This window comes from Streptomyces sp. WM6386, assembly GCF_000972385.1.
In the GTDB taxonomy this organism is placed as follows: Bacteria; Actinomycetota; Actinomycetes; order Streptomycetales; family Streptomycetaceae; genus Streptomyces.
In genome coordinates, this window is record NZ_JXTE01000006.1 from 93,303 (window position 1) to 113,145 (window position 19,843).

The window sequence follows — 19,843 nt, forward strand, 5'->3', positions numbered from 1 at the left end:
CAAGGCATCCGTGGCAGCCGACGTCAGTCGGCCGTCGGGCCGGGCAAGGTGTCGATGAGGCCGAGGAGTCCTCGCAGTGCCGGCGCGGCGCTCGCCGGCCGGTGGGCCAGGGCGAGGTCCACGGTGGGCATGGGCGCGGTCACATGCTTGAGCCGCACCCCGGGTATGCGCAGCGCGCGAGCACGCCCCTCGGGCACCGGGGCGATGCCGGTGCCCGCGGCGACGCTGAGGAGGAGTTGCTCGTCGTCGGGTTCCTCCCGCACGATGCGCGGCCCGCCGTCGGGCCACAGCTGCCGGGTGATCAGGTCGTGCATTCCGGGGGCGTTCTCGCGCGGCCAGAGAATCACGGGTTCGGCGGCGATGCGTCCGCGGGTGACCCTGCGTTCACGGGCGAGGGGATGATCGGCGGGGACGGCCACGAGGAGTTCCTCGCGGGCGATGTGCCGGCACTCCAGGCCCTCGCCGTCCAGCGGGGGCCGTACGAAGGCGGCGTCCAGCCTGCCGGCCAGCAGCTCGGTGACGTTGTGCGCGGTCCACCCGGTTCGTACGACGAGATCCACGTCCGGATGGAGGGTACGGAACGCGGCGAGGAGGGCGTCGACAGGGCCGCCGCGGGCGGATCTGGTCAGGGCCAGGCGCAGCTGCCCCTGCCGTCCGCCGACGGCAGCACGGATCCGTTCCTGCGACGCGGCCGCATGGGCCAGCAGTTCGCCGGCCTCGCGGGCCACGACCTCGCCGACGACGGTCAACCGGCAGCTCCGGCTGCCGCGTTCGAGCAGTTGGGCGCCGATCTCCCTTTCCAGCGCCCTGATCTGCTGGCTCAGAGCGGGCTGGGCGATGTGCAGCCGGTGCGCGGCCCGCGTGAAGTTCAACTCCTCGGCCAGCACGAGGAAGTACCGCAGCCGCCGCAAGTCCATCCGCCAACTATAAGCGCGGCTTATGACATTGAACACGACTGGTCTTGGACAGGTCGTCAACTCCCCACCGACAGTGAGAGTCACACGGCTTCGCGATCAAGGGGGAGACATGGGCGACAGGTTCGACGCGGTCGTCGTCGGCGCCGGGGCCATCGGGCTCACCACCGCACTGCGCCTGCAGCAGGCCGGTGCCCGCGTCGCCGTGGTCACGGCCGAGCCGTCGGCCGCGACCACGTCCTTTGTGGCCGCGGCCGTCTGGTACCCGACCCGCACCCGGTTCGAACCTCGTGTCATGGACTGGGCCACCCGCACCCACGACGAGTTCGCCCGCCAGGCGGCGAACGGGGTCCCCGGCGTGGTCATGCGCCCCACCCGGATGCTGCTGCGCGGCGAAGCCCCCGGCGTCCCCTGGTGGGCCTCGGCCCTTCCCGACCTGCGCGCCCTGCGCAGCGGCGAGGTACGGGCCCCGTTCAGCGGCGGCTGGGCGTTCACCGTTCCGACCGTGGAGATGTCCCGCTACCTGCCCTGGCTCCAGCAGACCTTCTGCGCGGCGGGCGGCACGCTGATCCATCGCCGCATCGACGCCCTGGAACAGGCGGGCGTATGGGCTCCCGCAGTGGTGAACGCCTCCGGCCTGGGCGCCCGCGCCCTGTGCGGGGACACCGAAGTGCGGCCGGTACGAGGACAGTTGGTCCTCGTCGCCAACCCCGGGCTGCACACGTCCGTCCGCGACGAGGACAACGTCGACGGCTGCACCTACATCCACCCCCGCAGCACCGACATCGTCCTCGGCGGCACCTTCGAGGTCGGCGAGTGGGACACCACCCCGTCACCGGCCACCGCCTCCGCCATCCTGCGCCGCTGCACCGAACTGCTACCGGAACTGGCAGGCGCCCCGGTCCTCGGCCACCAGGTGGGCCTGCGGCCCCATCGAGACGGGGGCGTCCGCCTGGAGACCGACCCCCGCCCGCACGGCCGGGTGCGGCGGCTGGTGCACAACTACGGCCACGGAGGCGCCGGAGTCACCTTGGCCTGGGGCTGCGCGGACGCCGCAACAGCCCTTGTCACAGGGGCCGTCAGGCCGGCATGAGCCCCTGTCTCCCTCCGTTTCCTCTTCTTCCTCCTCAAGGACCGGGTGTGCGCCGATGGACTCCGTCGAACCCGAAGAGATCGACACTCCCAGCGCGGCGGCCGGTGGGACGCGACCGCAACCGCAATCCGGCGGGCCGTCGGTGAAACCCCCCGCCAGGCTGCGGCGCCGCACCCTGCTGCTCGCCGCGCTCGGCGTGTCCGCCGTCGCCGTCCCGCTCGCGGTGATCGAGTCGAGAGCCCAGGACGCCGCGCCCCGCAAGGTCGTGTTCACCCTCCCCGACGGCTACGCCACCTGCGTGGCCTTCAGCCCGAGCGGAAAGACGCTGGCCGCCGGACTGTCCGCGCTTCAGGGCACAGCCAGCACGCTGCGCTTGTGGGACGTGGCCGAGGGCACCGTGAGCACTCCCTGGCCCGACCAGCTCGAAGACGTGACAAAGATGGCCTTCAGCCCGGACGGCAGAACCCTGGCCACGACCGGCGCCCTGGACGTGTCCCTGTGGAACCTGGCGGATCGCACCGGCATCGCCCTGCCCCATCCCCAGCTCCCCCTGGACCTGGCGTTCGCCCCGGACGGCAGGACCCTGGCCACCGGCGGCCGCTACGGTGCCGCCTGGCTGTGGGACCTGCCGACCCGCACCGTCACCACCACGCTGACGACGCGGGGCACGGCCGTGGTCAACGCGGTGGCGTTCAGCCCGGACGGCAGGACCCTGGCCACCGGCAGCGCGGACCTCACCGCAAGCCCGGTCCGGCTGTGGGACCTGCGCACCGACACCGTCCGCGCCACTCTCGACGCCCCGCTCTGGCACGGCTTCAAGCCCGTGGCGTTCAGCCCGGACGGCACGACCCTGGCCACCGGCAGCGCCGACAGCGTCGTACGCGTGTGGAACTCGGCGACAGGCACCGTCGACGCCACGCTCACCGGGCACACCGCCGCTGTGACGACGGTCGCGTTCAGCCCGGACGGAAACACCCTGGCCGCCGGCAGCGAGGACAGAACCGTGCGGCTGTGGGACACGCGCACACTCGACATCGTCCCCGTCGGCACCCTCACCGGCCACACCGACAAGGTGACATCAGTGGCGTTCAGCCCGGACGGCCGGACCCTGGCCTCTGCCGGCCTCGACCGCACGGTGCGGCTGTGGCCGATCCGGTGAACCCGACTCCGTTGAAAATCAAGTCAATTGACCATGGAGAGGACCCGGTCATGACTGTCACGGACGCGGAGCCCGCAGCCGGAACGACGTTGCGCGGCAGAGGCGGAACCGCACGCCTGGAGTGCGAGACCGTCGTACTGGACCGGGCAGGGATCCGGCTGGTCGTTCCCCTCGACGCGATCGAGACCGTCCATGTCGCCAGGGGCAGGCGCTCGACTGCCGAGATCCGACTGAACTCGGCGGCCACCGAAGCCGAGCCGACGACGGTCTGCGCGATCAGCTCCCGCTGCACCGAGGAGGTGGAGGCCTTCGCGTATGCCGTCAACGCGGCGCTCCCAGAAGGCGACGGGGCCGAAAAACACATCGCCGGCGCGGCCTTCGTGAGGGCGGAGAAGCGCCCTCTCACGCCCAGGCCACGGCACGGAGCGTTCCTGTCCACGGGCGAGTGGTGGGCCTGGTCCACGCTCACCTGCCTTTTCGTCCTCGGCCTGCTGCTCCCCGTGTCGACGGGCGACGGGCGCCTCGCCCAGTTGTGGGCCGCGGTCTTCCCTGCGCTCGCGTCTGGCTGCCTCGCCGCCCGCGGCACGTGGCGTGCCACGGTGACCTGGTGGCTGCTGCACCGCTACGGCGTGACGACCGTCGCCACATCCGTCGGCTACCACCCCGCGCCGGACCCCACCGACGCCGGCACCGTCCTGTACTCGTTCACCGACACCAGCGGCATACCTCACACCTTCGAGCGCGCGGGCCACTCGTCGGCGCCCGACAAGAGGATCTCGTACGACCCGGCCAGACCCGACTTCGCCATGGGGCCGGGACAACCGTGGGTCCGGACCCTGATCCTGCTGATCCGCCTCCTCGTCGGCGTGCCGGTCGTGCTCGTCATGGCGGCCTACCTGCTGTGGTACTTCACCACCGCGATGCACACGTAGAGCGGCGTGGGACGCGCCGCTCTTGAGTTTCAGGAACCCGCAAGGAAGGTGATACGCACCTTTCGCTCAAAGTTATCCCGATTTGTATCCACCAGGCACACCGACTGCCACGTCCCCAACTCCAGCCGCCCGCCCACCACCGGCAGCGTCGCGTGCGGCGGTACGAACGCGGGGAGGACATGGTCGCGGCCATGGCCGGGGCTGCCGTGGCGGTGCTGCCAGCGGTCGTCGGAGGGGAGGAGGGTGTGCAGGGCGGCGAGGAGGTCGTTGTCGCTGCCGGCGCCCGTCTCGATGATCGCGATGCCCGCGGTGGCATGCGGGACGAAGATGTTGAGGAGGCCGTCGCGGTCGTCGGCCGCCTCCCGCAGGAACCCCTCACAGTCGGCGGTGAGGTCGACGACCCGCTCCGTCGCACCGGAAGTGATGTTCAGAACCCGGGTGGTGAACGCATCTGACATACGCCCATCCTCACCCATCGGCCCGGTGTCGCGCGTGACCGGCCGCCCGACCGTTGATACGGCAGGTCCACTACGCGAGACGCCATTGACCATGGCCACGCCATCTGGCTACTTTCGGCGGCATGTTGCGTTCAGCTCTGCTCACCACGCGCGGTCACATCGACCTGCTGCGGGTGGCCTCCGCCGCGTGTCGCCGCGGCTGCTGACGCCCTTTTTCGCCTCACCCCCTCGCGCCTGCGCTCCGCTCTGCCCGCACGTCTGATCCGCGCGCACCCCCTCACCCCGGTGCATGCCCGAGACGACGGCGCGCGGTCGCCCCCCAACTCCCCCTCATCGGCCGCTCTCCCCTCCGTGGAGCACTCATGAGCATCAGCCACGCCCCGCCACACCCCCATGAACCCGACATTTCGGTCAAGTCCGAGTCGGATGCCCCTCTCGACCTCGAACCCATCGTCCCCGCCTCCTCCCGACGCACCCGCGTCCCCCGCTGGCTGCGCCGCACCACCGGCCCGGTCCTCCTGCTGGTGCTCTGGCAACTCCTCAGCGCCACAGGCGTGTTGGCCTCCGACGTACTGGCCTCACCGGGCCGGATCGCGCAGGTCGCGAGCGATCTGATCTCCGACGGCTCGCTGGCCTCCGCCATGACCATCTCGCTCCAGCGCGTCGCCGCCGGTCTGCTCCTCGGCACCCTCGTCGGCACCGGACTCGCCCTTGTCTCGGGTCTGTTCCGGATCGGCGAGGACCTCGTGGACGCCCCGGTCCAGATGCTGCGGACCGTGCCGTTCGTCGGTCTCATCCCGCTGTTCATCATCTGGTTCGGCATCGGCGAGACACCCAAGGTCGCGATCATCACGCTCGGCGTGACCTTCCCGCTCTACCTCAATGTCTACGCCGGTATCCGCGGCGTGGACGCCCAGCTGATCGAGGCGGGCGAGTCCCTCGGCCTCTCGCGATGGGGGCTGGTGCGGCACGTCGTCCTGCCGGGGGCACTGCCCGGCGCCCTGACCGGTCTGCGCTACTCCCTCGGCATCGCCTGGCTGGCGCTCCTCTTTGCCGAGCAGGTCAACGCGGACTCCGGGATCGGATTCCTCATGGTCCAGGCACGGGACTTCCTACGGACCGACGTGATCGTGGTCTGCCTGATCGTCTACGCCTTCCTCGGCCTGCTCGCCGACTTCATCGTCCGCTCCCTCGAAAGGCTGCTGCTGCAATGGCGACCGACATTCACCGGGCGGTGATCACCAAGCGGTCGGACACGCCCCCGGCTCCCCGTGCCCCGCACGCGGTCCGCGTCGACGGGCTGACCCGCTCCTTCGACGGCCGTGCCGTCATCGACCACCTCGAACTCGACGTCCGGCCGGGCGAGTTCGTGGCCCTCCTCGGCCGCAGCGGCTGCGGCAAGTCCACCCTGCTGCGCATCCTCGCCGGCCTCGACCGGGACATCGAGGGCACCGTCCTGGTGCCGCGCCGCAAGGCCGTCGCCTTCCAGGCACCCCGGCTGATGCCATGGAAGAAGGTGTGGCGCAACGTCCTGCTCGGCCTGCCGGGCAAGCCCGCGCGGACCGTCGCCGACAAGGCCCTGGAAGAGGTCGGACTGAGCCACCGCTCGGACGCCTGGCCCAAGACCCTCTCCGGCGGTGAGGCCCAACGCGCCTCACTGGCACGGGCGTTGGTGCGTGAGCCCGATCTCCTGCTGCTCGACGAGCCGTTCGGCGCGCTCGACGCACTCACCCGTATCAAGGCCCAGCGTCTGGTGGGCGAGTTGTGGCAGCGCCGCGGCTGCGCCGTGCTGCTCGTCACACACGACGTCGAGGAGGCCGTCCTGCTCGCCGACCGTGTCCTGGTGATGGACGACGGGGTCATCGCCCACGAGCAGCGGATCGACCTCGACCGCCCACGCGACATCACCGACCCCCGTTTCGCGGAGCTGCGCGCCGGCCTCCTGGAACGTCTGGGCGTCGACACCGCCGCCGAAGCCGCCTGAACTCCCCACAGCAACAGCGACACACAGAACGGAACCCCCATGCGACGACGCCTCGCCCCCGCCGCACTGCTCCTCCCCCTCGCCCTCCTGCTCACCGCCTGCGGCGGGAACGCGTCCGCCGGTACCGGGAGCGACACCGACGGCCAGGGGTCCCTCACCCTCGATGTCGGTGACCAGAAGGGCGGTTCGGAGGCGATCCTGCGTGCCGCGGGCGAACTCAAGAGCCTCGACTACAAGATCAAGTGGTCGACGTTCACCTCCGGCCCGCCCCTGCTGGAAGCCGTCAACGCCAAGGCCGTCGACATCGGCGGCGTCGGCAACACCCCGCCGGTGTTCGCCGCCGGCGCCGGCTCCAAGATCAAGGTCGTGGCCGCCTTTCACGGCACGTCCAAGGGTGACGCCATCCTCGTACCGAACGACTCGAAGCTGACGAAGCCCGAGCAGCTCAAGGGCAGGTCGGTCGCCGTGGCTCAGGGTTCCTCCGCCGACTACCAGTTGGTCGCCTCTCTCAAGGAGGCCGGCCTGAGCCTGAGCGACGTCAAGGTCAAGTACCTCCAGCCGGCCGACGCGCTGGCCGCGTTCACCTCCGGCAAGGTCGACGCCTGGGCGGTCTGGGACCCGTACACCTCCCAGATCCTCCAGGGCAAGCAGGGCCGCGTCCTCACCACCGGCGACGGCGTCACCAACGGCCTGACCTTCCAGGTGGCGGCGCCGAGCGCACTCCAGGACAAGACGAAGGCCGCCGCGATCAAGGACTACCTGGAGCGGCTGCGCCGGGCCACCGCGTGGGTGTACGACCATCAGGAGGAGTGGGCCGAGGTGTGGGCGAAGGACACCGGCCTGCCGTACGAGGTGGCGCTGGCGTCGGTGCGGCGCTCCAACGCCAGCCGGATCTCGGTCGCGGTCGACAAGCCGCTCGTCGCCTCCGAGCAGGAGATCGCGGACGCCTTCACCGAGCTGAAGCTGATCCCGGGCAAGGTCGACTTCGCGGACTTCGTGGACACGCGCTTCAACGCGGATCTGCCGCCGTCCACGACCCCCGCGCGCGGCGAGAAGTCGTAGGCCGACAGCCGGGAAGATCTGCGCCCCCGGCACAGTTGGTAGAAGCGTGAACAACATTGAGGTCGTCGTCATAGGCGCTGGTCAGGCCGGTCTGTCCAGCGCCTATCACCTGCGCCGGACCGGTTTAGAGCCCGAGCGCGACTTCGTCGTCCTGGACCACTCCCCCGGCCCGGGGGGTGCCTGGCAGTTCCGGTGGCCCTCGCTGACGTACGGCAAGGTGCACGGGATGCACGCCCTGCCGGGCATGGAGCTCACCGGCGCCGATCCCTCGCGGGCGTCCTCCGAGGTGATCGCCGAGTACTTCGACACCTACGAGCGCAACTTCGACCTGCGGGTGCGGCGGCCCGTCGATGTGCGCGGGGTGCGGGAGGGTACGGACGGACGCCTGCTCGTGGAGACCTCGGCCGGGAGCTGGGCGACACGGGCGCTGATCAACGCGACCGGCACCTGGGACCGGCCCTTCTGGCCGCGCTATCCCGGCCAGGAGACGTTCCGGGGGCGGCAGTTGCACACCGCGCAGTACCCGGGGCCCGAGGAGTTCGCGGGGCAGCGGGTCGTCGTGGTGGGCGGGGGTGCGTCGGGCACCCAGCACCTGCTGGAGATCGCCCCGTACGCGGCCTCCACCACATGGGTCACGCGGCGCCCGCCGGTCTTCCGCGAGGGTCCGTTCAGCGAGGACGTGGGCCGGGCGGCCGTGGCGCTCGTCGAGGAGCGGGTGCGCCAGGGCCTGCCGCCGAAGAGTGTGGTGTCGGTGACCGGGCTGCCGCTCAACGACGCGATCCGGCAGGGCCTGAAGGACGGGGTCCTGGACCGGCAGCCCATGTTCGACCGGATCACTCCGGACGGTGTGGAGTGGGACGACGGGCGGCGTGTGGACGTCGACGTCATCCTGTGGGCGACCGGTTTCCGGGCCGCCGTCGATCATCTGGCACCGCTGAAGCTGCGCGAGCCGGGTGGCGGGATCCGCGTCGAGGGGACCCGTGCGGTCGCCGACCCCCGTATCCACCTCGTCGGTTACGGCCCGTCGGCCAGCACCATCGGCGCCAACCGCGCGGGCCGTGCGGCCGTACAGGACATCAGGCGGCTGCTGGAAGGGGAACCGGTCGCCGCCTGACGCCCCGCCGGGTCACTTCGGCGGCTGCTGCGAAGCGGATGAACTGCCGCTTTTCTGCCGGGCGTTGAACTCGGCCACGTTACGCAGGTGCTCCTCGTAGTTGGCCGTGAAGCGGGTGTCGCCCGGCTTGACCGTGACGAAGTACAGCCAGTCACCCGGCGTCGGGGTGATCGCCGCACGCACGGCCTCCTCGCCCGGGTTGTCGATCGGGGTCGGGGGCAGGCCCATGCGCTGGTACGAGTTGTAAGGGCTGTCGATGCGAGTGTCCGCGTCGCTCGTCCTGAGCGTGGAACGGCCCAGCGCGTAGTTGATGGTGGAGTCCATCTGCAGGGGCATCCCGCGCTCGAGGCGGTTGAAGATGACCCGGGCCACCTTGCCCATGTCGGCCTTGGTGGCGGCCTCGGCCTGGACGATGCTCGCGATGGTGACGGCCTGGTAGACGTTCATGGCGTTGCGCTGGGCGCCGGCGGCGATCGGGGCGCCGTTGAACTTCTGGTGGGCCGTGTCGGCCATGAACGTCAGCAGCGCCTCGGGCGTGGTCTTGTCGTCCAGCGGATAAGTCGCCGGGAAGAGGTAGCCCTCCGGATTGCCCTCGGCGTCGGTCGGCAACTTCAGGTTCGCCTTGGCGAGGGCCTTCTTGGTGGTGCCGGCCGGGCGGGCGAGGACCTTGTCGACGGCGTCGTAGATCTGGCTCGCGCGCCAGCCCTCCGGGATCACCAGCGAAGTGGGCTTGGCGTCCTTGTCGCTGTCCAGGCCCAGCAGCGGCACCGCCACGGCGGTGCCGGCCACGACGGCCCCGGTCGCGATGAGGGCGAGGCGGCCCCGGCGGGTCAGTCGAATCGAGCGTGACGGAGTGTTCTGGTACATGCGGGCACGGTAACCCTCATATCGTTACAAACCCGGCATATCTTCAGCTTGTCGGTTCCAGTTGAGCATCCCGGCGTACGAGGGCCGCGTACCGTCCGTCCTTCTCCAGCAGTTCCTCGTGCGTGCCGCGCTCGGCCACGCTCCCGGAGTCCAGGACCACGATCTGGTCGGCGCCGCGGACGGTGGACAGCCGGTGCGCGATGGTGAGCGTGGTGCGGTTGGCGGACAGGGCGTCGATGGCGTCCTGGACGGCCGCTTCGGTGCGGGTGTCCAGGGCGCTGGTCGCCTCGTCCAGGATCAGGACCGGTGGGTCGCGCAGGATCGTACGGGCGATGGCCAGGCGCTGTTTCTCGCCACCGGAGAAGCGGTGGCCGCGCTCGCCGACGACCGTGTCGTAGCCGTCGGGCAGACCGGCGATGTGCTCGTGGATCTGGGCCGCCTTCGCCGCCGCGTGCAGCTCCTCGTCGGTGGCGTCGGGCTTGGCGAAGCGCAGGTTGTCGGCGACGGTGGCGTGGAAGAGGTACGTCTCCTGGGAGACGACGCCGACCGCGCGGGCGAGGGTGTCGAAGTCGAGGTCGCGCACGTCGATCCCGTCGAGGGTGACGCGGCCGCCCGTCACGTCGTACAGCCTCGGGACCAGGTGACCGAGCGTCGACTTTCCGGCGCCGGTCGGGCCGACGACCGCGAGGCTGCCGCCCGCGGGGACGGTGATGTCGATGCCGTCGAGGATGGGGCTCCTCTTGCCGTCGTTGCTGTCGTATCCGAACTCGACGTCCTCGAAGCGGACCTCGCCCTTGATGGTGTCGAGGTGCACCGGGCGCTCCCGCTCGGTGATGTCCATCGGCAGGTCGAGGTACTCGAAGATGCGCTGGAAGAGCGCGAGCGAGGCCTGGATCTGGACGCCGGTGCCGAGCAGGCTGACCGCCGGGCGGAACAGGCCCTGCTGGAGCGAGACGAAGGCGACGATCGTGCCGATCGAGACGTCAGGGCCGCCCATCTGGAGGGCGAGGCCCGCGGTCCAGTAGATGACGGCGGGCATCGCGGCCATGACGATCGTGATGACGGCCATGCGCCAGCGGCCGGCCATGTTCGCGCGGACTTCGAGGTCGACCAGGCGCTCGGACTCGTCCGAGAAGGACTGCGTGAGCGAGTCGGAGCGGCCCATGGTGCGGCCGAGGAGGATGCCGCTGACCGAGAGGGACTCGGTGACCGTGGCGGCCATCGCGGCCATCTGCTTCTGGCGCTGGGTGGTGATCTTCTTGCGTTCGTTGCCGACGCGGCGGCTGATCCACACGAAGATCGGCAGCAGAAGCAGGGAGACGACGGTCAGGCGCCAGTCGAGGGCGATCATCGCGACGATCGTGGCGACCACGCTCGTGACGTTGGAGACCAGCGAGGTGGCGGTGGAGGTGACGGTCGCCTGCATGCCGCCGATGTCGTTGGCGATGCGGGACTGGACCTCGCCGGTGCGGGTGCGCGTGAAGAACGCGAGCGACATGCGCTGGAGGCGGTCGTAGACGGCGGTGCGCAGGTCGTGCATGACGCGCTGGCCGACCGTCGTGGAGATCAGGGTCTGCAGGACGCCGAAGACGCTGGTCAGCACGGCACTGAGGATCATGCCGAGCGCGAGCAGGCTGAGCAGGCCGGTGCGGCCCTCGGGGATCGCGACGTCCAGCGTCTCCTTCAGCATGAAAGGAGTGGCGACCGAGACCAGCGACGCGGCGCCGACCAGGAGGCCGACCACGGCGAGCCGGCTGCGGTAGGGGCGGAACAGCTTCAGGATGCGGCGCACCTGCCGGGGCTGCTCCTCGAAGTCGCCGGGCGATGGCCGGGCGGGTTCGTTGTCGGGGTGCATGGGCTCCTTCGGGAGACTCGTCATGAGGGACTTACGGACCTTAGCTCATTGTTACCTATACTCACAATGAACATGGTCCTGTTATTGTTCCCGTATGACCACCCCCGATTCCGACGGCCCGCTCGCCGAGCAGCTGCTGCGGTTCACGCGGCGTGTGCACCGCATCCAGAAGCGGCACATCGAGCAGAGCGGCCTGGGCGTCACTCCTGCCCAGTCGCGGTTGCTGCGCACTCTCGCGCACTACGGCTCGCCGCCGCGCATGGCCGATCTGGCCGAGCGCCTGGAGGTCGTGCCGCGCGCGGTGACGTCGTTGGTCGACGGTCTCGAGACGAGCGGCAAGGTGCGGCGGGTGCCGGATCCGACGAACCGGCGGGTCATCCGGATCGAGCTCACGGACGACGGGCGCAAGGCGCTGCGCGAGCTGCGGGGGGCTCGGAGGTCGGCGGCAGCCGAGATCCTGGCGCCGCTGACGGAGGAACAGCGCGAGGTGCTGGGCGGGTTGCTGGACACGTTGGTGGACGGCGCCGTGCCCGAGCCGGGGAAGCGTTGTTGAGGGCATGAAAGAAGGGCCGCGGCTGGTCGCCGCGGCCCTCTTTTTTCGTGCAGTTGCCGTCAACTGGCCTCGGAGGCCGTCTCCTTGGCCTTCTGGGCGGGTATGGCGGCGGTCGGCTCCTCGACCTCTACCGGCTCGGGGTCGGGGTCGGCCTTCCCCTGGTCCAGCACCCTCTTCGCCTTGTCCAGGTCCAGCGCGCCCTCCCAGCGGGACACCGCGAAGACGGCGACACAGTTGCCGAGCAGGTTCGTCACGACGCGCATCGAGTCCATGATGCGGTCCACGCCGAGCAGCAGGGCGACGGCACCGGCCGGGATCGCGCCCAGCGAGGAGGCGGTCGCGGACAGGGCGAGGAAGGCCGAGCCCGGGATGCCCGCCATGCCCTTGCTGGTCAGCATCAGCACCAGCACCACGGTGATCTGCTGGCCGAGGCTGAGGTCGACGCCCACGGCCTGGGCGATGAACAGCGTGCCGATGGAGAGGTAGAGCGAGGCGCCGTCGAGGTTGAAGGAGTAGCCGGTCGGCAGCACCAGGCCCACGGCGTCGTCGCGGGCGCCGGCCTTGCGCAGCTTCTGCATCACGCGCGGCATGACGGACTCGGTGGACGCGGTGCCGAGGGCGAGCAGCATCTCCTCGCGGATGTAGCGCAGGAACTTCCAGAGGCTGAGCCCGGTGACCGTCTTGAGGGCGACGGCGAGCAGTGCGATGAAGAGCGCGGCGGCCGCGTAGCACAGGATGATCAGCTTGGCGTAGGTCTCGATGACACCGAGGCCGTACTGGCCGATCAGGACGGCCATCGCGCCGAACACCGCGATCGGGGCGAGGCGCATGATGAAGCCGACGACCGCGAAGATGATCTCCTGGGCCTGCTCGATGGCGGGCAGCACCTTCGGCACCTTGGTGTGGCCGAGGTGGAGCAGCGCGGCACCCACCAGACAGGCCAGGATGAGCACCTGGAGGAGTTGGTTCTCGGCGAAGGCGCCGATGAAGCTGGTGGGGATCGCGTTGACGATGAACTCGGTCGTCGAGGGCAGCGAGCCGCCGCCGGTCTTCGCGTCGACCGCCGCGCTGTTCAGCGTGGACGGGTCGACATTCATCCCCGAGCCCGGCTGGACGAGGTTGGCCGCGAGGAGACCGATGATCAGGGCCAGCGTGCTCGCGACCTCGAACCAGATCAGGGCCTTGAGCCCGATCCGGCCGAAGGCCTTGAGGTCACCGGCCTTGGCGATACCGACGACGACCACGCAGAACACGAGCGGCGAGATGATCGTCTTGATGAGCCGGGTGAAGCCGTCGCCGAGCGGCTGGAGGTCGGAGGCGAAGTCGGGCCAGAGCTTTCCGACAACGATGCCGAGGACCAGCGCGACGGCGACCTGGGCGAAGAGTGAGGTACGCAGTATGCGTGCGACGCGTCGCGGCAGGGACGGGACGGACGGCGGCACGGGCACTCCTTGTGAGGGACGTCGGAACGCAGAGGCCCCGAGGGGACGTCGGGGACTTCTGCGATACGGAAAGCGGCTTCCGTGGCGATCACTTTGAAGGCGCCGTTGATCTCCCGCAAGACCGCCGCGTTTCAGCCACGTAAATCACGCCCCGAGTGACGCATCGCACACAACTCCTCTCAGCAGCCTCGGCGATCCTCGGTGAGCACCCCCTGAACAATGGTCAGGGAGCGATCGTGGCAGCCGTCCGATCCGTACAGCCGGTAGCGCTCGCTCGTCGTGCCGACCGCGTGCCGTTGATCGCGCGGGACGTTGACGGTCCAGGTGGCATCGCCGGTGTAGGTGTCGTCGAGCCGCGACCACGCTGTTCGGCGGTCATCGCGCGTGACGGTGGCTGCGGCCCGGTCGCCGAGCGTCAGCACGGTCCGCAGCCGGTCGTCCGTACCGAGCGTGGTGGTGCCGTCCATGGTGTACGTCCGATGCGTGCGCGTCGTGCGGGCGGGGCCCCGTCCGTCGACGGTGACCGACTCGTCGTCCCCCCAGGTGGCCTGGAGCGCGTCGAAGTTCTCGCCGTCGGTCCAGCGGTGTGCGGAGGTGTTGGTGAGCGCGCGCCGGACGGTGGTGGTCACACGGCCGTGGGAGGTGTCGACGTATCCGGCGACGGCGAGCCGGTGCGCGCCCTCGGTGTCCAGGCGGTGCTCCGAACCGGGGGTGTACGTCGAGGAGTTGGCGAGGTCTCCGACCGTGTGCGTGGTGAGCTTGCCGGTGACCCGCTCGCTCTTCGCGTCCTGCCAGACGAGGACGTTCACGGGGGCGCTCCAGCCGCTCTGTCCCTCGGGGACGCCGACGACGTCGACCTCTACGCGGTGGGGACGGCCGTCGTTGAGAATCCCGGCGAACGGCGTCAGGTCGTATTCGATCGGCTTGACGTCGAAGGCGCGCGGTCCCGGAACGACGTACCAGAGGAAGGGGTTGGACCAGCCGCCGGTCCACACGTGCGGGAACGGCGCGGCGATCCCGGCGAGCCGGCCGTCGACCTTGATCTGCACCTCGCGGTAGGGGCCGCCCGTCGCCTTGCAGGAGTACGGCGCCTCGTCGGGCACCGTCAGATACCAGTACTCCTCGCAGCCGCCGCCGGATCCGGTGGCGTACACCTCGGCGACGATGCGTTCGCTGTTGCGCGGGGTGGTGACGGTGCCGTCGGTCGGGGTCAGGATCCGGTCGGGGGTCGTGGCGGGGCGGCCGGCGTAGAACGTCAGGGTGACCTTGACGTCGATGATGCCGGTGTACGTGTCGTCGACGACGTTCCCGATGAGCATCTCGACGTCGTGGCCGGCGCGGAAGGCGTCGCTGTAGCGCGTGACGTCCTTCTCGACCGACCACTCGATGCCGTCGGGCGAGGGCTGCGGGGTCGACGTACGGAAGATCTCGATCCCGCCGACGTGCAGATAGCCGAGCCGGTCGTACTGACGCCCCTTCACCTTGCCGTCCATCCGCAGCACGACCTTGCTCCAGCGGTCGCCGCAGCCGTCGGGCGGGGTGTAAGTGCCCTTGTACGGCGTGAAGTCACGGAACTGCGCCTCGGCGAGCGTGACTTCGCAGGACCTGCCGGAGGGTTTGGTGACGGGCGGGGCGGCGGTGATGGGATCGTGCCAGTCGGAGCCGAACTCGGCGGGGACGGCGGCGGATTGAGCGGGCGCGCCGCTTGACTGGACGAGCGCGTCGGTCGATCGGGCTGGGGTCGCCCCGAGGAGGGTGCTCGCCAGGAGGGTCGCTCCGGCGAACATGGACATGATGATCCGTCTCTTCATGGCCGGTGTTCTACGGCGAGTTGGGCGCCCTCCGCAATGAGGCCTCCCCCGCGAGTGCTAGCTCGCCAGGCCGTCCCCGTCCCCCATCACCACCACAGGATGCCGGTCCGGGTCGAGCGTGCGCAGCAGGTACCGCATGGCCGATCTGGACAGGCTGACGCAGGCGGACGTACCGCTGCCGTGGTCCATGTGCAGCCAGATACCGCCGCCCTTGGCCTCGCCGCCGGGCCGGGTGGGGTCGTTCGGCGGGGTGCCCCTGACCCGGTTGTAGTCGATGGCGATGACGAAGTCGAAGTCGTGCCAGTGGGACTCGGCCCACCAGCGCGGTGCCGCGAAGGCGGCGGACCGGGTGTACGGGAGCCTGGAGCCGGGGTCGGCGAGGACCCCGCCCGCGTCGGTGAGGGTGAACACGCCGACAGGGCTGCGCTTGTCGCCCTCGCGATGGTCGGTGGTCCAGCCCTTCTTGCCGTTGTGCGCGGGCCAACTGCGGGTGCGCTCCCAGGCGGAGCCGTGCCTCGTGTAGAGAACGACCGTGGAATCGGGCGAGTTCCTGCCGTCGCCGTAGACCGCGACGACCTGGCGGGAGTCGTCGGGGATGCGGCGCCGGAGGCGGTCGCCGATGTCCGGGACGCCGATGGGGGCGGCGGCGGGAGCGGTGGTCGTGGGCCTCGCCGCGGGTTTCGCCGGTTCGGTCCGGGGGCTCGCGCAGGCGGCCAGGGCCGCCAGGAGGATCCCGCAGGCCACCGCACGTCGTACATCGCTCGCCACCCCGCCATGGTCGCATCCGTCGACCGGAAAACCGTTTGCCTCCGACCCTGCGATGACGCGAACCTTTCACGGTTTGCTACCGCCGTCCGCGGCCCTTCCACCCCCCTGACACGAGCCACTGGGACGTCATCCGTCATGCAGATTCACGACCTTCCGTATCCCGACCCGGGTGTGCCGGACGCGCGCTCGGGCCCCCGATTCCTGTGGTGGCTCTTCCGGAATCAGCTGGGCGGACAACTCAGATCCCTGGCCTGGGGACTGGTGCACTTCGTGTCCGTCTCCGCCCTGCCGTTCTGTGTGGGCCTCGCCGTACAGGCCGTCGTCGACCGATCCGGCAGCCGGCTCGCCCTCGCGGGCGGGCTGCTGGCACTGGCCTGCGCCGGCAGCGCGATCGGCGACACCTTCCTGCACCGCGCCGCCATCACCAACTGGATCACCGCCGCCGCCCGCGTCCAGCAGCTGCTGGCCCGCAAGGCCTCCTCGCTGGGCTCGGGGCTCACCCGACGGGTCTCGGCCGGTGAGGTCGTGGCCGTCTCCACGGGTGACATCGAGAAGATCGGCTGGTTCGTGGAGGCCGTCTCCCGGTTCACCGCCGCGGCGCTCACCATCGTGATCGTCTGCGTGGGCCTGGTGGTCTACCAGCCGGCGCTCGGCGTCGTGGTCGCCGTGGGTCTGCCGGTGCTGGCGGTCGCCGTACTGCCGCTGCTGCCCCGCGCCACCCGGCGTGCCGACTTCCAGCGGGAGAAGGCGGGCCGTGCCACCGAGCTGGCCTCGGACACGGTCGCCGGACTGCGGGTGCTGCGTGGCATCGGCGGCGAGGAGCTCTTCCTCGACCGCTACCGCAGCGCCTCGCAGGAGGTGCGCCATGCCGCCGTGCGCAGCGCCCGCATGTGGTCCCTGATCTCCGCGATCCAGGTGCTGCTGCCGGGGCTGCTGCTGATCGCGGTCGTCTGGCACGGCGTCGGGCTGGCCCGCGAGGGCCGGATCACCATCGGCGAACTCGTCGCCACCTACAGCTCGGTCATGATCCTCACCTATCCGCTGCGGCACTTCGAGGAGATCGCCATGGCGTACTCCTTCTCGCGTCCGTCGGCCCGCCGGGCCGCACGGGTGCTGTCGCTGGAGCGCGCCACGTCCGAGGAGGGTTCGCTGGCCGGTGACACGCCCTCCGGTGATCTGTACGACCCGGCGACCGGTGTGCTCGCGCCGGCCGGCCGGCTCACCGCCGTGGTGTGCGGCGACCCGGACGCGGCGGGACAGCTGGCGGAGCGTCTTGGCGGCCACCCCGCCGAAGAGGCGACGTCCGTGCTGCTGGGCGGGGTGCCGCTGGACGAGCTGCCGCTCTCGGTCGCGCGGACCGCCGTCCTCGTCCAGGACAAGGACCCGGTCCTGCTGTCCGGCACCCTGCGCGAGCTGCTCGACGTACCCGCCTCGGGTGACATCGACCCGAGGCAGGCGCTGACGGCGGCGCAGTGCGACGACGTCCTGGCCGCGCTCGTCCAGGGCTCGCTCGGCGCCGAGGACCCGATGGACGCCCGGATCACCGAACGCGGGCGCTCCCTGTCGGGCGGCCAGCGCCAGCGGCTCGCCCTGGCCCGGTCGCTGATCACCGACCCGGAGGTGCTGGTCCTGGACGAGCCGACCTCCGCCGTCGACTCGCACACCGAGGCCCGGATCGCCGAGGGCGTCCGGAACCTGCGCTCCGGCCGTACGACCGTGGTCTTCACCTCGTCGCCGCTGCTCCTGGACCGTGCGGACCGGGTCGTGCTGGTGCACGAGGGCGAGGTCGTGGCCGTGGGCGTGCACCGCGAACTGGTGCACAAGGAACCCCGGTACCGCGCGGTCGTGACCCGCGAGACCGAATCCACCGACGACGACGCCCGGACGGGCGTTCTGGAAGAGATCGAGGAGACGGCATGATCGGCGTGGCGCCACCGGCGTACGACCCGGCGGCCCCGACGACGGCGAACACCCTGCCCGTCGGGGGCGCCGCGACCGTGCGCGCGTACGTGACCGAACTGTTCCGCCGGCACCGACGTGCCTTCCTGGTCCTGATCGCCGTCAACACGGTGTCCGTGCTGGCGTCGATGGTGGGGCCGTGGCTCCTCGGCGGGCTCGTGGAGCGGGTCTCGGAAGAGGCTAGGGAACTTCATCTGGAGCTGACCGCCGGGCTGTTCGTGCTCGCGCTCGTCGTCCAGGCCGTGTTCGTACGGCAGGTACGGCTGCGCGGCGCGATGCTCGGCGAGCGGATGCTGGCCGACCTGCGCGAGGACTTCCTCGTACGGTCGGTCGGGCTGCCGCCTGGTGTCCTGGAACGGGCCGGCACGGGTGATCTGCTGTCCCGGATCACGACCGACATCGACCGGCTGGCCAATGCGATGCGCGAGGCCGTGCCCCAGCTGTCGATCGGTGTGGTGTGGGTCTTCCTGCTGCTCGGCGGGCTCGTCGTCACCGCGCCGCCGCTGGCCGCCGCCGTGCTGCTCGCCCTGCCGGTGCTGGTGGTCGGGTGCCGCTGGTACTTCAAGCGGGCGCCGTCCGCCTACCGCTCGGAGGCCGCCGGGTACGCGGCCGTCGCCGCCGCGCTCGCCGAGACCGTGGACGCCGGGCACACCGTCGAGGCACATCGCCTCGGCGCGCGCCGCGTCGAACTGTCGGAGCAGCGGATCAAGGAGTGGACGGCCTGGGAGCGCTACACGCTCTATCTGCGGTCGGTGCTCTTCCCGTTCATCAACGTCACCCACGTGTTGATCCTCTCCTCGGTTCTGATGGTCGGCGGTGTGTTCGTCCTGCAGGGCTGGATCGACGTCGGTCAGCTCACGACCGGTGCGCTGATCGCGCAGATGCTCGTAGACCCGGTCGGGCTGATCCTGCGCTGGTACGACGAGCTCCAGGTGGCCCAGGTGTCGCTGGCCCGGCTGGTCGGCGTCCGGGACGTCGAGCCGGACGCCGGCGACGACTCGGTGAGTCCCGACGGGCGCGAGGTGCACGCGGACCGGGTGCACTTCGGCTACCTCGAGGGCGTGGACGTGCTGCGCAAGGTGTCCCTGGAGGTCGCCCCCGGCACCCGTCTCGCGCTGGTCGGCCCGTCCGGGGCGGGCAAGTCCACCCTGGGCAGGCTGCTCGCGGGGATCTACGCGCCCCGGGACGGCCGGATCACCCTGGGCGGTGCGGAACTGTCCCGGATGCCGGCCGAGCGGGTCCGCTCGCACGTGGCCCTGGTGAACCAGGAACACCACGTCTTCGTGGGCTCGCTCCGCGACAACCTGCTCCTGGCCCGCACCTCCGCCGTCGAGGCCGAACTGTGGGCGGCGCTGGGCGCGGTCGACGCGGACGGCTGGGCGCGGGCCCTGGACGAGGGGCTGGACACGGAGGTCGGCTCGGGCGGCCTGGCCCTCACCCCGGCCCAGGCGCAGCAGATCGCGCTGGCCCGTCTGGTGCTGGCCGACCCGCACACGCTGGTCCTCGACGAGGCGACGTCCCTGCTGGACCCGCGCGCGGCCCGGCACCTGGAACGGTCCCTGGCCCGGGTCCTCGACGGCCGCACGGTCGTCGCCATCGCCCACCGTCTGCACACCGCCCACGACGCGGATGTCATCGCGGTCGTGGAGAACGGCCGCATCAGCGAGCTGGGCAGCCATGACGAGCTGGTGGCGGCGGACGGGGCGTACGCGTCGCTGTGGAGGTCGTGGCACGGCTGACACCGCCGCCCGGCCGGTCCCGGGAGCCGTCGCACTCCGGTGCGGCGGCTCCCTGGCCGTTCGGTGCGCGGGTACGCCCTCTCGTCGCCGTCCGCCGACGGGGTGGGGCGCGGCCCGGGCGGTGCGAGGTGCG

Annotated in this window: 18 protein-coding genes; 11 read left to right on the forward strand and 7 right to left on the reverse strand. The window is 70.8% G+C overall.

Features of this window, described 5'->3' with window-relative positions; genetic code table 11:
- Window positions 1-23: 23 nt before the first annotated feature.
- The gene (locus TN53_RS05465) at window positions 24-917 is read right to left on the reverse strand and encodes a LysR family transcriptional regulator (RefSeq protein ID WP_046257207.1); all 894 of its coding nucleotides are present in this window, start codon (window positions 915-917) and stop codon (window positions 24-26) included.
- Window positions 918-1,026: 109 nt separating this feature from the next.
- On the opposite strand from TN53_RS05465, the gene TN53_RS05470 reads away from it, so the two are divergent.
- The 3 genes from TN53_RS05470 to TN53_RS05480 are packed head-to-tail and all read left to right on the forward strand — an operon-like array spanning window position 1,027 to window position 4,098.
- A complete protein-coding gene (locus TN53_RS05470) occupies window positions 1,027-2,007 on the forward strand; it encodes an FAD-dependent oxidoreductase (protein ID WP_046257208.1) in 981 nt (326 codons plus the stop codon).
- A gap of 55 nt (window positions 2,008-2,062) precedes the next feature.
- On the forward strand, window positions 2,063-3,166 hold the full coding sequence (locus TN53_RS05475; RefSeq protein WP_052745141.1) for a WD40 repeat domain-containing protein: 1,104 nt from the start codon (window positions 2,063-2,065) through the stop codon (window positions 3,164-3,166).
- A gap of 50 nt (window positions 3,167-3,216) precedes the next feature.
- Window positions 3,217-4,098, forward strand: a complete 882-nt coding sequence (locus tag TN53_RS05480; RefSeq protein ID WP_046257209.1) for a hypothetical protein — start codon at window positions 3,217-3,219, stop codon at window positions 4,096-4,098.
- Window positions 4,099-4,127: 29 nt separating this feature from the next.
- Here TN53_RS05480 and TN53_RS05485 read toward each other — a convergent pair whose 3' ends face one another.
- Window positions 4,128-4,556: a YjbQ family protein gene (locus TN53_RS05485; RefSeq protein ID WP_046257210.1), complete on the reverse strand. Its 429-nt coding sequence runs from the start codon at window positions 4,554-4,556 to the stop codon at window positions 4,128-4,130.
- A gap of 122 nt (window positions 4,557-4,678) precedes the next feature.
- Here TN53_RS05485 and TN53_RS49470 point away from each other — a divergent pair, with 122 nt between their 5' ends.
- From TN53_RS49470 to TN53_RS05505, 5 genes are all read left to right on the forward strand, one after another.
- Entirely contained in the window at window positions 4,679-4,762 is an 84-nt protein-coding gene (locus TN53_RS49470; RefSeq protein WP_349817350.1) for a putative leader peptide, read from the forward strand.
- Window positions 4,763-4,918: 156 nt separating this feature from the next.
- The gene (locus TN53_RS05490) at window positions 4,919-5,794 is read left to right on the forward strand and encodes an ABC transporter permease (RefSeq protein ID WP_046257211.1); all 876 of its coding nucleotides are present in this window, start codon (window positions 4,919-4,921) and stop codon (window positions 5,792-5,794) included.
- Window positions 5,767-6,540, forward strand: a complete 774-nt coding sequence (locus TN53_RS05495) for an ABC transporter ATP-binding protein (RefSeq protein ID WP_046257212.1) — start codon at window positions 5,767-5,769, stop codon at window positions 6,538-6,540. Before TN53_RS05490 ends, TN53_RS05495 begins: the two co-directional genes overlap by 28 nt.
- A gap of 39 nt (window positions 6,541-6,579) precedes the next feature.
- On the forward strand, window positions 6,580-7,602 hold the full coding sequence (locus tag TN53_RS05500; RefSeq protein ID WP_046257213.1) for an ABC transporter substrate-binding protein: 1,023 nt from the start codon (window positions 6,580-6,582) through the stop codon (window positions 7,600-7,602).
- Window positions 7,603-7,648: 46 nt separating this feature from the next.
- Window positions 7,649-8,716: an NAD(P)-binding domain-containing protein gene (locus TN53_RS05505; RefSeq protein ID WP_046257214.1), complete on the forward strand. Its 1,068-nt coding sequence runs from the start codon at window positions 7,649-7,651 to the stop codon at window positions 8,714-8,716.
- Window positions 8,717-8,728: 12 nt separating this feature from the next.
- On the opposite strand, the gene mltG is transcribed toward TN53_RS05505, so the two are convergent.
- Both mltG and TN53_RS05515 read right to left on the reverse strand, forming a co-directional pair.
- Window positions 8,729-9,583 carry an endolytic transglycosylase MltG gene (gene mltG / locus TN53_RS05510; RefSeq protein ID WP_046257215.1) on the reverse strand — a complete coding sequence of 285 codons (855 nt, stop codon included), beginning with the start codon at window positions 9,581-9,583 and terminating at the stop codon, window positions 8,729-8,731.
- A gap of 43 nt (window positions 9,584-9,626) precedes the next feature.
- Window positions 9,627-11,438 carry an ABC transporter ATP-binding protein gene (locus TN53_RS05515; RefSeq protein WP_046257216.1) on the reverse strand — a complete coding sequence of 604 codons (1,812 nt, stop codon included), beginning with the start codon at window positions 11,436-11,438 and terminating at the stop codon, window positions 9,627-9,629.
- A 94-nt stretch (window positions 11,439-11,532) separates the two neighbouring features.
- On the opposite strand from TN53_RS05515, the gene TN53_RS05520 reads away from it, so the two are divergent.
- On the forward strand, window positions 11,533-11,991 hold the full coding sequence (locus TN53_RS05520) for a MarR family winged helix-turn-helix transcriptional regulator (protein ID WP_046257217.1): 459 nt from the start codon (window positions 11,533-11,535) through the stop codon (window positions 11,989-11,991).
- 59 nt (window positions 11,992-12,050) lie between these two features.
- Here TN53_RS05520 and TN53_RS05525 read toward each other — a convergent pair whose 3' ends face one another.
- From TN53_RS05525 to TN53_RS05535, 3 genes are all read right to left on the reverse strand, one after another.
- Window positions 12,051-13,433: a cation:dicarboxylate symporter family transporter gene (locus TN53_RS05525; protein ID WP_046257218.1), complete on the reverse strand. Its 1,383-nt coding sequence runs from the start codon at window positions 13,431-13,433 to the stop codon at window positions 12,051-12,053.
- Between the two features lie 179 nt (window positions 13,434-13,612).
- Window positions 13,613-15,244, reverse strand: coding sequence for a peptide-N4-asparagine amidase (locus tag TN53_RS05530; RefSeq protein WP_234441516.1), 1,632 nt, complete (start codon window positions 15,242-15,244; stop codon window positions 13,613-13,615).
- A gap of 57 nt (window positions 15,245-15,301) precedes the next feature.
- Window positions 15,302-16,012, reverse strand: coding sequence for a L,D-transpeptidase family protein (locus tag TN53_RS05535; protein WP_095046309.1), 711 nt, complete (start codon window positions 16,010-16,012; stop codon window positions 15,302-15,304).
- Between the two features lie 135 nt (window positions 16,013-16,147).
- Between TN53_RS05535 and TN53_RS05540 the strand changes: the two genes are divergently transcribed.
- Together TN53_RS05540 and TN53_RS05545 are read left to right on the forward strand one after the other, a co-directional pair.
- Window positions 16,148-17,932 carry an ABC transporter ATP-binding protein gene (locus TN53_RS05540; protein WP_046257220.1) on the forward strand — a complete coding sequence of 595 codons (1,785 nt, stop codon included), beginning with the start codon at window positions 16,148-16,150 and terminating at the stop codon, window positions 17,930-17,932.
- On the forward strand, window positions 17,929-19,710 hold the full coding sequence (locus TN53_RS05545) for an ABC transporter ATP-binding protein (RefSeq protein WP_046257221.1): 1,782 nt from the start codon (window positions 17,929-17,931) through the stop codon (window positions 19,708-19,710). The genes TN53_RS05540 and TN53_RS05545 overlap by 4 nt, the downstream gene beginning before the upstream one ends.
- Window positions 19,711-19,843 lie beyond the last annotated feature (133 nt).

Excerpts from the sequence above, each read along its gene's own strand:
- TN53_RS05465 (WP_046257207.1), bottom strand. The coding sequence starts at position 917 with ATGGACTTGCGGCGGCTGCGGTACTTCCTCGTGCTGGCCGAGGAGTTG.
- TN53_RS05470 (WP_046257208.1), top strand. The coding sequence starts at position 1,027 with ATGGGCGACAGGTTCGACGCGGTCGTCGTCGGCGCCGGGGCCATCGGG.
- TN53_RS05475 (WP_052745141.1), top strand. The coding sequence starts at position 2,063 with ATGGACTCCGTCGAACCCGAAGAGATCGACACTCCCAGCGCGGCGGCC.
- TN53_RS05480 (WP_046257209.1), top strand. The coding sequence starts at position 3,217 with ATGACTGTCACGGACGCGGAGCCCGCAGCCGGAACGACGTTGCGCGGC.
- TN53_RS05485 (WP_046257210.1), bottom strand. The coding sequence starts at position 4,556 with ATGTCAGATGCGTTCACCACCCGGGTTCTGAACATCACTTCCGGTGCG.
- TN53_RS49470 (WP_349817350.1), top strand. The coding sequence starts at position 4,679 with ATGTTGCGTTCAGCTCTGCTCACCACGCGCGGTCACATCGACCTGCTG.
- TN53_RS05490 (WP_046257211.1), top strand. The coding sequence starts at position 4,919 with ATGAGCATCAGCCACGCCCCGCCACACCCCCATGAACCCGACATTTCG.
- TN53_RS05495 (WP_046257212.1), top strand. The coding sequence starts at position 5,767 with ATGGCGACCGACATTCACCGGGCGGTGATCACCAAGCGGTCGGACACG.
- TN53_RS05500 (WP_046257213.1), top strand. The coding sequence starts at position 6,580 with ATGCGACGACGCCTCGCCCCCGCCGCACTGCTCCTCCCCCTCGCCCTC.
- mltG (WP_046257215.1), bottom strand. The coding sequence starts at position 9,583 with ATGTACCAGAACACTCCGTCACGCTCGATTCGACTGACCCGCCGGGGC.
- TN53_RS05515 (WP_046257216.1), bottom strand. The coding sequence starts at position 11,438 with ATGCACCCCGACAACGAACCCGCCCGGCCATCGCCCGGCGACTTCGAG.
- TN53_RS05520 (WP_046257217.1), top strand. The coding sequence starts at position 11,533 with ATGACCACCCCCGATTCCGACGGCCCGCTCGCCGAGCAGCTGCTGCGG.
- TN53_RS05530 (WP_234441516.1), bottom strand. The coding sequence starts at position 15,244 with ATGAAGAGACGGATCATCATGTCCATGTTCGCCGGAGCGACCCTCCTG.
- TN53_RS05540 (WP_046257220.1), top strand. The coding sequence starts at position 16,148 with ATGCAGATTCACGACCTTCCGTATCCCGACCCGGGTGTGCCGGACGCG.
- TN53_RS05545 (WP_046257221.1), top strand. The coding sequence starts at position 17,929 with ATGATCGGCGTGGCGCCACCGGCGTACGACCCGGCGGCCCCGACGACG.